General features: G+C 60.4%; 13 protein-coding genes. All 13 read right to left on the bottom strand.

Annotation, left to right across the window (positions count from 1 at the left end):
* Window positions 1-5: 5 nt before the first annotated feature.
* The 13 genes from AC2TEL_RS09655 to AC2TEL_RS09595 all read right to left on the bottom strand — a co-directional run bounded on the left by AC2TEL_RS09655 (window position 6) and on the right by AC2TEL_RS09595 (window position 9925).
* Complete coding sequence (locus AC2TEL_RS09655; RefSeq protein WP_480903424.1) at window positions 6-668, bottom strand: phage tail tape measure protein; 663 nt, start codon at window positions 666-668, stop codon at window positions 6-8.
* Window positions 655-864 carry a rcc01693 family protein gene (locus AC2TEL_RS09650; protein WP_480903422.1) on the bottom strand — a complete coding sequence of 70 codons (210 nt, stop codon included), beginning with the start codon at window positions 862-864 and terminating at the stop codon, window positions 655-657. The genes AC2TEL_RS09655 and AC2TEL_RS09650 overlap by 14 nt, the downstream gene beginning before the upstream one ends.
* Window positions 861-1181, bottom strand: a complete 321-nt coding sequence (locus AC2TEL_RS09645; protein WP_480903420.1) for a gene transfer agent family protein — start codon at window positions 1179-1181, stop codon at window positions 861-863. Before AC2TEL_RS09645 ends, AC2TEL_RS09650 begins: the two co-directional genes overlap by 4 nt.
* Window positions 1182-1185: 4 nt before the next feature.
* Window positions 1186-1599 carry a phage major tail protein, TP901-1 family gene (locus AC2TEL_RS09640; RefSeq protein ID WP_480903419.1) on the bottom strand — a complete coding sequence of 138 codons (414 nt, stop codon included), beginning with the start codon at window positions 1597-1599 and terminating at the stop codon, window positions 1186-1188.
* 20 nt (window positions 1600-1619) lie between these two features.
* Entirely contained in the window at window positions 1620-2033 is a 414-nt protein-coding gene (locus AC2TEL_RS09635; RefSeq protein WP_480903417.1) for a DUF3168 domain-containing protein, read from the bottom strand.
* On the bottom strand, window positions 2030-2368 hold the full coding sequence (locus AC2TEL_RS09630) for a phage head closure protein (protein WP_480903415.1): 339 nt from the start codon (window positions 2366-2368) through the stop codon (window positions 2030-2032). The genes AC2TEL_RS09635 and AC2TEL_RS09630 overlap by 4 nt, the downstream gene beginning before the upstream one ends.
* Window positions 2365-2964 carry a head-tail connector protein gene (locus AC2TEL_RS09625; protein WP_480903413.1) on the bottom strand — a complete coding sequence of 200 codons (600 nt, stop codon included), beginning with the start codon at window positions 2962-2964 and terminating at the stop codon, window positions 2365-2367. The genes AC2TEL_RS09630 and AC2TEL_RS09625 overlap by 4 nt, the downstream gene beginning before the upstream one ends.
* A 169-nt stretch (window positions 2965-3133) precedes the next feature.
* A complete protein-coding gene (locus tag AC2TEL_RS09620) occupies window positions 3134-4312 on the bottom strand; it encodes a phage major capsid protein (RefSeq protein WP_480903411.1) in 1179 nt (392 codons plus the stop codon).
* 34 nt (window positions 4313-4346) lie between these two features.
* Window positions 4347-4892, bottom strand: a complete 546-nt coding sequence (locus tag AC2TEL_RS09615; RefSeq protein ID WP_480903410.1) for an HK97 family phage prohead protease — start codon at window positions 4890-4892, stop codon at window positions 4347-4349.
* A 26-nt stretch (window positions 4893-4918) separates the two neighbouring features.
* Entirely contained in the window at window positions 4919-5137 is a 219-nt protein-coding gene (locus tag AC2TEL_RS09610) for a GTA head formation protein, RCAP_rcc01685 family (protein ID WP_480903408.1), read from the bottom strand.
* Complete coding sequence (locus AC2TEL_RS09605; RefSeq protein WP_480903407.1) at window positions 5130-6290, bottom strand: phage portal protein; 1161 nt, start codon at window positions 6288-6290, stop codon at window positions 5130-5132. Before AC2TEL_RS09605 ends, AC2TEL_RS09610 begins: the two co-directional genes overlap by 8 nt.
* A gap of 903 nt (window positions 6291-7193) precedes the next feature.
* The gene (locus AC2TEL_RS09600; protein ID WP_480903406.1) at window positions 7194-8564 is read right to left on the bottom strand and encodes a DNA-packaging protein; all 1371 of its coding nucleotides are present in this window, start codon (window positions 8562-8564) and stop codon (window positions 7194-7196) included.
* Window positions 8565-9037: 473 nt separating this feature from the next.
* Window positions 9038-9925, bottom strand: coding sequence for a DMT family transporter (locus AC2TEL_RS09595; protein WP_480903405.1), 888 nt, complete (start codon window positions 9923-9925; stop codon window positions 9038-9040).
* Window positions 9926-10233: the final 308 nt, after the last annotated feature.

Raw genomic sequence — 10233 nt, 5'->3', positions numbered from 1 at the left:
TTCCCCTATCTGTTGCGATTGCCACGGCTCAGCGCGCGGCTCATCTGGGCGGCGATCTGACCTTGAGAACGACGAAAGCCCTGCACATCGGGTGTTGTGATGTTCATCACCACATTCACCGCGCGTCCTCCGCCCGAAGTCCGCACCCCAAGCTTCCCGTCCGCGCCACGGGCCAGAGGCATGATTGCCTCGGGGCCCGCTTCCCCCATCAACCCGGTGCCACCGCGCATCGGGAACACCGTCGGTCCACTGACGACGCCGCCATTTGCAAAGGGCATAACCCGGCCCTGACTGAAACTGCCGCCATCCGCGAAGGGCAGAATACCCTGCACCAGCCCCCCCACCGTATTGGCCAGCATGCCGCCAAAATGATCCGTCACCGGCTTGATCGCTGCGGCATAGGCTGTCCGGATCAGAGAATTTTTGAGCACATCCAGCGCGCTCGACAGGTTCATCCCGTCCAGCACAACACCGTCGAACGCCTTGCGCAGACCGCTGGACATGCCGCGTTCCAGCGTTGCCGCATCCTTGCCCGTCTCTTCAAAGGCGGCGCTGATCCGTTTCATTTGGCCGTCGAACGCCGCTGCCATACTTGCAGCATCACCCAGCGCATCGCCCAGCGCCTCGCCCCGCTCCTGAAGGTCGTCAAAACCGTCACGATCCGTCATCACTCACTCCTCGTGTCTTGTCCGGATAGGCTGCCAGCAATGCATCCAGCCCGGCCCGGTTCATCGCGGAATTCCCCGCGCCCTGACCCAGCATCAGACGCAGCTCGGCCGGAGTCAGACGCCAGAATTGTTCCGGGGTCAGGCGCAGAACCAGAAACCCCGCCCGCATCAACTCGGGCCAGTCGAACCCGCTCATTCCCTATCCGGCACCATGAAGGCCCGCGCCAACAGCTCGGCGGCGGCTTTGGCTCCTGCCATGGGGCCGCCCTCGATCTCGGCATGATGCAGGTTGTCTCGAGTGACATCTGCCCCGCCGCCGCGCAGCCCGGCCAGGATCAACGCCAGTACATCCCTGCTGGAATAGGCACTGCTTTCGAACCGCTGCACCAACTCCACCATAGACCCGGCACCCAATTCCTGTTCCAGTTCCGCCAAGGCGCCCAATGTCAGCTTGAGCACCCGCCGTTCCCCATCGATGGTCAAAGCCACCTCTCCCGTCCATGGATTGGCCATCGAATTACAGCGCCGTGAAGGTCAGAGCACCGGCGCTGGCAAGGCTCATCTCATATGTCGCTTCACCGTTGTGAGAACCGGCATATTCAATACCGGTGACTTGAAACGGCCCTTGGACGATGCCGAAATCGGGAATGATCACCTGGAAACCCGGCGTTTCGCCGTCAAAGAACAGTTGCCGTGCGCGCTCGTCCGTACCGGCATCCTTGAACACGCCCGATCCCGAGATCGAGGCTGATTTCACCCCCGCCCCCGATAGCAGTTCGCGCCATCCGCCCTGGCTTTCCAGCGTCGTCACATCCACGCTTTCGGCGTTGAAACTAATCCGCGTGGCGCGCAGCCCCGCAATTGTCTGGAACTGGCCCGTGCCATCCATGTCCACCTTGACCAACAGGTCTTTTCCGTTCTGGGCAGCCATATGCTCTCTCCAATGATTGCTTAATCGTCTTCCACGCAGGCGCGGAATCTCAGGTCGATCTGGCGGATCGTGCCGCCAGTTCCCGTGCGCCGGGCCGAGGCGCGCTCGAACCACAGCCCCACCAGACGGCCCCTATCCAACGTCAGCGCCGCGTTCTCCAGCGCATCACACACCGCTCCGGCCAGCGTCTTGGCGGCGCCAAAACCCGCCGCCTCGGACACCACCGAAATGGTGAAGCGATGGATCGCGCCCGCGCCCGACCGATCCGAGGCGTCTCGCACCTCTTCGGGGCCCAGCGTCACATAAGTCTGTGGCACAGTCCCCGTGGGCACAGCGTCATAGACAGCGCCGCCGGACTGGGCGCTAACATCTGAATCTGCTACAAGCTGTTGAAACACTGCCGCTTGCAGGGCAGCCGATACGCCATAACTCATGCCGCCACCTCTTCATCTGCGAAACAGGTCAGGTATTGGCCGCGTGGATCGCGCTCCGCTACCGCGCGAATGACAAAGCGGCGGTTGCCTTCACGAAACCGCTGGTCAGGTGCTGGCCGCATCGAGGACCCCTCGGGCGCGCCGTGCACCACGATGCGATACCCGACCCGCGACACCGAAACCCCCGCGATCTGCCGTTCGGCCCCGCTACGTGCGGTGACTTCGGCCCATAACGAACCTTTCGCCGCCCAGGATTCGGTATAGCCACCCGCGCCGTCTGCCACCCGCACCGGGGCCTCAAGCACCAGTTTTCGATTCAAATGAGGCGACTTCATTGCGCCACCCCGGCACCAAAGCGTACGACGCGATAGCGCTGGATCAGGCTGGTTACGCCGAAGGGCATGCACCCAGCGCCCAAAGCAGTTTCGTCGCGGTATTCGTAGTAATGCGCAGCCAGTAACAGAACTGCTTGCCCCAGATCAGCAGGCAGCCCGCCCCAATCGGCCGACATGCCTGCGGTAAAAGTGATCTTCACCGAAGCACCCGTCGCAATTTTCGGCAGCGTCGAGCCCACAGGGCGCAGCCTAGGGCGCTGACTGTCCTGTTCCAGCCGGTAATCACTCGACGCAATTGGGTTTTGCGCACCCGCGGCACTGGTGACTGTCACCGCATCAACTGTCGTAACCGGAGCAACCGGCAGCACTTCACCCGCATCCTCACGCCATCCGCTCAGGTTCCAGGAAAATTCACGTTCAATCAGCACCTTGCTGGTGCGCGCCTCAATTGCCGCAATCGCCGCGCGCAGAAAGCCTTTCAGCACTTCGTCCTGCACGCTGGCTTCGGCGAACCCCGTGCCCAACCGCAGATGCGCCTTGAACTGATCCACCGGCAGCGCCGCATCCGCGATGGCGGTTTCTTCGATCAACATCATCCATTCACTCCGCAATCTCGGACCCCTCCGGGGCCACTTCAGGAAAATGACGGGCACGCGCCGCCCCACATTGCTCGGACGGAGGGGAGCAGCTAGACAACGCAGGGGATCTCACCCCGGCCCGCACCCGCCGCCCGAGGAGCCAGTGGCCCCTCGGATCCGTCACCGCTTAAGCGGCGCCGAATTTCACCAGCTTGATCGCAGCAAAGTCGCTCACGTCACCGCCGACACGTTTGGTTGCGTAGAACAGGACATGCGGTTTGGCGCTGAACGGGTCGCGCAGTACGCGCAGGTCGGGGCGCTCGGCGATGGTGTAACCCGCCTGGAAATCACCAAAGGCAATCGAGAAGCTGTCGGTACCGGCATCCGGCATGTCCTCGGCGATCAACACCGGATAGCCCATCAAACGCGCAGGCTCACCTGCCGCCAGACCGTCGGACCAAAGGAAGCGGCCATCGCTGTCCTTCAGCTTGCGGATCAGGCCGGCGGTTTTTGAGTTCATCACGAATGTGCCGTTCACGCGATACTGCGCGCCCAGCGCATAGACCACATCGACAATTGCATCCGCGTCGATGCCGCCCGCCGTACCGGTCGGAACATAACCGATGTTGCCCCAGGTCCAGACGTCATTGTCGACCTTGGCGTGGTTCAGAATGCCCTTGGGTTTGTCCGCTCCATCACCGTTGATGAAGGCCGCTGCTTCGGCGCGGGCGAACTTGTCGGCGATACGACCGGCAAGCCAGCCTTCGACGTCAAAGGCGCTGTCATCCAGCAGGCGCTGCGACGCCTTGGGCAGCGCGCTCAATTCGTGCAGCGCAATCGAAATCCGGTCAATCGACGGTGTCGCTGTCTCAATTGCCGCCGAAGTTTCGTCCGCCCAGCCTGCGCCCACATCGGTGTGGTCGATCAGAACGTCGAACGAGTTCGCCTCGACATTCACAACAGACGCGATCGAACGGATCGAGGCTGTGGATTTCAACACTGACTTGATCATGTCGGCGGTCTGCGGGTCGACCAAATAACCACCATCGCTGTTGACAGCGCTCGACAGCGATTTGGCTTCCATTTCAAGGCCGCGCAGGCCGTCATCGTCGCCGGAACGCACATAGGCGTCAAAGGCCTTCTGGTGCGGTGCACCGTCTTCGATTGAGGCCGCAAGATGCGGGCGAGCCGCGATGGTAGATTTTCGATCCAGCATGGTCAGTCGCTCTTCTGTCTGTTGCAGTTTGGTTTTAACTTCAGCCTTCAGGCCCTTGAATTCATTCACGAAGCCAGCCATCGCCTGCTTCACCTCCTGAACCAGGGGCGCACCCTCTCCGGTCAAGGCCGGGGTCTCGGTCTTGCTCATCAGCATGTCCTGTTCTGAGTGGGTTTGAGGCGCGCTAGGTCCGCGCCAGCTCCTGCCGGGCGTCATTGAACACCGCGGCAACACTGCGCCAGGTGTTCTCAACGTCAGGCTCGATGCCTTTCGCCGCCACCCGCGCACTGGGCAGCATCGGGAAGGTCACCAAAGACACCTCCCACAGCTCCAGTTCGGTCAGGACCCGCTGGCCCTTGTCATTCTTCACAGCCCGTTTGGTGCGATAGCCAATCGACAGGCCATCCATCGCGCCCGCCCGGATCAGCTCCGCTGCTTCACGGCCCTTCTGTGTGCTCTCCAGCAGACGCCCCTTGACCCACAAGCCCCGGTCGTCCTCGCGCACCTCATCCCACACACCGATGGGCTGTGCCGGATCATGCTGCCACAGCATCTTAACCCGTTGCCCGGCGGCCCTAAGCCCCTCAAGCGAGGCCCGATACGCCCCGCGTTGCACCACATCACTGCCTTGATCGACCTGCCCAAACAGGCTGGCATAGCCCTCGATCACCGCATCCTCAGACACCGACAAACCATCGCCAAACCGTGCGAATTTATGTTCCAAATCCATGAACTTCTCCATGTAACCAACTGAATTCATGGCGCTACCACCAACAGAGACTGAAACGCCTGCGCCAATATCACTGCAACCACGCCATAGACCGTCAACCACAACCGTTTCTCCAGCCGCTCCATCATCTCTTCGATCTGATCCAGCCGCCGACACAAATGCGCATGCTGGATCTCGGCCACCCGCTCATGCGCCGCCAAACGCAGACCCGGCGCGCATTCGAACGGAGGATACCCGTCACCCATCCGCACGCTCCGGCAGCCCCAGCAACGCGCGCTTTTCAGCATCCGTCAGGAAATCGGCGCCGTTGACCCGCGCCCATTGCGCGTCGCGTTCCGCCGACAAGGCAGGAACCTGATCCAGATCGGGTTTCAGAACCAATTCCTCACCGGTAAAGCCCGCCAGCCAGTCCGACACCGCCGCCGCCACCCGCGTCACCAGGGGCAGCACGGTCAGGCGATAGAACGCCCGGTTGGCCTCCTGATAGTTCGAATAGGTCGCGTCGCCCTGAATCCCCAGCAACATCGGCGGGACCCCAAAGGCCAGCGCGATCTCGCGGGCGGCGGCTTCCTTGGTCTTCTGAAACTCCATGTCAGAGGGCGAGAAACCCATCGGCTTCCAATCCAGCCCCCCTTCCAGAACCATCGGACGACCCGCATTGCGCGCCCCGCGATAGTTCTGCTCGATTTCATCCGACAATCGCCGGAATTGATCCTCGGCCATCACCCCATGGCCATCACCCTTCCACACCAGCGCCCCCGAAGGCCGCGCCGCATTGTCGAGCAGCGATTTGGACCACCGCGACGCACTATTATGCACATCAATCGCCATAGCCGCCGCCTGCATCGGCGAGAACCCGTAGTGATCATCCTGAGGGTGGAACGACTTGATATGGCAAATATTTTCCGCCGAAAACCGGTGCTTCTTGCCACCGACCGCATAGTCATACGCCTTGGGCCACCCATCCGCACCCGGCACCACGCTCATCCGGTCCGAGCGCAAGACGTGCAACTCAACCGGCAGGCTCTGGTCGGCTTGAACCGCCTCAACATAGGCATTGCCCGACAGCAGCAATTGCCCGAACAGAGCTTCCATCAACTCCGCCCGCCCCTGCGCCGCATTCGGACGACGCATCAGCGACAGGATCGGATGAGTATCATACCGCTGCGCCTGATCCTGCAACACCAAAGGCAACGCCGCCGCCGCCTCGGCAATCAGCTTGACTGAGCGAAACCCCACCGGGTTCCCCGTAAACCCCGTCCGCGTCAGCGACACCGCGTCCCGAGGGCTCCACGCCACGCGCCCACCCGTCTGCCACGCCACCACAGGCCCCGCCGCGCTCGCCTTCGCCTCGGGCGCTTCCCCAGCCGATCCACGACGCAAGAAATCGAATACCATCTGTGCTCCTTTCTGCCGCCGCTCTGCCCGGCTTGTTGAAAGGAGTTATGACGGAGAGAAGTTTAGGGCTTGGGAATGGGGCGTACGGGGGTTGGGCAACACAATCGCCGCGGTTGTTTGCTGAGGGTTTGCAAGATATCAGCCTAACAAAGCACGGGTCTTTCTTCGCAAGAACCGCTTCAATTTCCTAAATTAACTTCTACCAAGGATTGATTACTCGGAAGTCACCACATAGCGTTTTTCTTCAGATAGAAGCTAAGGACATACAATGAGAAAATTCTGGTTATCATTATTTATGGTGGCACTATTTGGGCCTCTGCAAGCTTTAGCACAAACTCACCCTGGCTACGACTATAGAGGCCTCAAGAAAGGCACAGTCTTTGTTTTTCAACGATCTTCAGGAGAAGAATTTGAGCTTCGTTTTGTTAGGAAACGCCAAAATCTCTATGTATTTGAGGCCCACAGCATAAACGGAAAAAACAGGATTTATGACCGTACAATAATTCGAAACGTCGATGGGCAAACTGTACGAATGGAAAGATCCGACGGGGCCATTATCAAGTACGAACCTCACAATTGCTTTCTTGTCGATGGGCAATGCACATATGTCGTTTACGACCAGAACGGAAACCCTGGGCAGTATCGATCAAACGGAAAGTTCACAAATCGAGGATACACGCAAACTACCGAATATCTAAACGGCTCCAAGTTCGAGCCGTTCATGAAGTTGCACGTAAAATTTGACAAAAACGGGCGAGAGGCCACACGTCAGATACAGCAAGGCGGAAAGAAATCTCGGATCGACCTAAAGAAAGTTATTATTCCGAACTAGTTTTTCAGTTTTCCGGCTTCTTAAGCAGAATATACAGCGCTTGACCAAAGGGGTCTCGTTAAGAGAACCCCTCACACCATCCTTACCCTCGGCCGCCGATACGCCCCCGCAGGCCCCACGACCAACTCATGCAGCGCCCAAACTAACGCATCCACCCGGTCCGGCGAGCCCTGCCCCTCGAACCCGCGCGCGGTCATCTGGCACATCTGCTCCTCCAGCGCTTCCAGCCCGGCCACATGGCTCACCCGCCCCTGCTCGTACAAAGCCGCCACCGGCTCAGCCCGCGCGACCTTGCCGCGTGAGGCCCGTACCGCGCGATAAGGAACCAGAGGGTCCACCTGCCGCACGACCTCTTCCACCAGTTGCCCGCCCTGATTGACCTCGGCCACCAGCCGTTCGGCCCCAAACTCATCCATCGCGTCAATCGCCGCCTGCGCCCAGCCCGCCGGGCCAACGCCCTGCACCGTCCGGTCGGCCAGCACATAGGCACGCCACTCCTCGGGTGGCCCCTGCACCTGCGCCCCCACAACCACGATCCCGCAGGCATCCGCATCCGCCCCCGCCGTCACCGCCGGGTCCAGCGCCACCACGATCCGATCCAACTCCGGCACCTGCGCACAGCGCGCCGCCTCCAGCATCAACCCGGTCCACAGTGCCCCCTCAGCATCCGACAGCAGCACCCCGTCCAGCTCCTGCCGTCCCAGCCGCGTGCCTGCATAGCGCGCGCGCACCTCTTTCAAGAACGACCCCGCCAAATTTGCCCGGTTCGCCTCGGTCGGCGCATGCGTCTGCACCGTGGACGGAGACGCCAGCAACGCCCTCAGAACCTTCACATTGCGCGGCGTGGTCGTCACGCAGACTCGAGGGCGTTCCCCCAACCGCAGCGCAAACTGCAACATATCCCAGGTCTCGCCGGCCTTCTTCCACTTGGCCAGCTCATCCACCCATCCTGCATCGAATTGCGGGCCCCGCAGCCCTTCGGGATCATGCGCCGAGAACGCCTGCGCCTCGGCCCCGTTGGGCCAAACCAGCTTGCGCTCGGAAGCTTTCCAGACCGGCCGACGATCCGGTGGTGAACACTGTAATATCCCGCTATCGCCAAAGACCATCACATCGCGCACCTGATCGTAGGTTTCGCCCACCAACGCCACACGACGCGCCTCACCTTGATCCAGCGGCTTGGCCCCCTCAACCATCGATCGCACCCATTCAGACCCGGCCCGCGTCTTACCCGCGCCGCGGCCGCCCATGATCACCCATGACCGCCAGTCGCCCTCGGGCGGCAGCTGATGCGGCAATGCCCAGAACTCGAACAGGAAAGGGAGGGCACACAGCCCTCCCTCCCCGATCTCACTCAGAAATCTCTCCCGCACCGCAGCATCGGCGGAGGCGAGCCAGCCTGCACCCGATCTCAAATCGAGCGCGCTCAAGGTCGAGCGCATACCCCCCCTGGGCAATTCCGGCCTGTCTGTGATGTTGTTCGACAAAGCTTGTCTCCACTTTCTGACAACTTCGGATCAGCCCCTCTAACTGCCCGAGTTGCTTGGCTGAACCAGCAAGATCTGCATCCTCCCCGGTTCCGATTTGCCTGCGCAGTTCTTCCGCTGCCTGGCGCAAACCGCGAATGGATGCCTCTAGCGACTGCAAAAGTTCTGCCGTCTGGGAAATCCGCTCTTCCGGGGTAATCAAAGTCATGTTTGCCTGTGACCTCATGCGTGAGTTTTCTCCGCACGAGAGAACCGAAAAACGGCCACCGGGTCGCCCCGTGGCCGTCGCCCACTTCTTCTAGCATGTCACAACCTATACGCGATTAAGCGCGCAAAGTCAATAAGTTGCGCAACACGCGCGCAACACGCAGCGCACGGTGGGTTCAGATTTCAACAGCACTCGCGCCGCAAAAATTCTCAGGGTCAATTCAGCCCCTCGCTATTTCCAGCAAGTCCGCACTGACGATAAGAGTGGCGCCGATCAGCTCTCGCAATCCGAACGGTTCGCCGGAAAAAATCGCAGCAGAAACCAATCCGACAACGACTTCGCTCATTAACAAAAGCCCCACTCGTGCGGGTGTCAGCTTGGTCGCTGGCCAGATCGTCAGAAATATCATTGGAAGGGTGTAAAAGGCTGAAAGAAGTGCAATCGGCACAACAGCCACAATTGCTGCGCCTTCAGGGCTTTGAGAAGCGACACCGGTACTGAAGGGAATGCTGAACAAAGACAAAACCAATGCACCGGCGACAAAGGCGAAAACCTGTCCCGAAACCGATACTCCCGCAGTGCGATAAAGGCCAAGTGTTCCCAGTGCCCACGTCATTCCGGAAATCAACGCCAACCAATCGCCGGTGTTTCTTGGCCATGGAATGGCCTGCTCTCCGCCAAGCACGATAAACATCCCACCCAGACCACACAGCAACCCCAAGAATCGAGTTGGGCTCAATCGCTCGCCCAGAAACAGAAAACCAAGGATCGTTCCCCAAACCGGTGTCAGATAAAACAAAAGGATCGAACGGACGACATCTGTGAACACCAGACTGATCGTGAACAGGCTGAAGGCGGCACCAGTAAACATGCCGCTGAGGATCAACCCTCGCCAGTCCTCTATGAGCGTTAGCCGCTCGCGCCACACTAATGGGAACAAAACGACGAGCGCCGAAGCGTACATTACGATACCAGGCCAGGGGCCTTGCAACCCCTGATCCACGAAATAGCGCACCGGAATCCAGTACAGCCCCCACATCATCCCACCGATTACAAGGGCAATGCTGGCCGTTTTAAGATTGGAACCTTGTATAGCTCTGAATGTCATCACCTATCCCGGCATTTCCGCCCACAGGTATCCGGGATAGGTTATGCCTTAGCAAGCTCCAAGAGTGATCGAAGCTTGACAATCCTTCCCACACAGCGCATGAGCGCCCAAACACAGCGCTGACGCGTGAGCATTGGCGGGCCAATCGGCCCCTACAGCGCCCAACACTCTCCAGTTCCCCTTCACGCAGGGTTCTTGACGCGATGGCCGGATGGCGCAGGAACCGCCTGCACGTCCCGAGGCCTCGCACAACCCCTGCCCGGTCGCGCAGTGCGCGGCCAGATCAACGCGTCCGCGCGCTTTGCCGC

This window comes from Ruegeria sp. HKCCD9138 (genome assembly GCF_057220975.1).
Note: the sequence above shows the minus strand (reverse complement) of the source record. Positions and strands in the feature narration are given on the sequence as shown.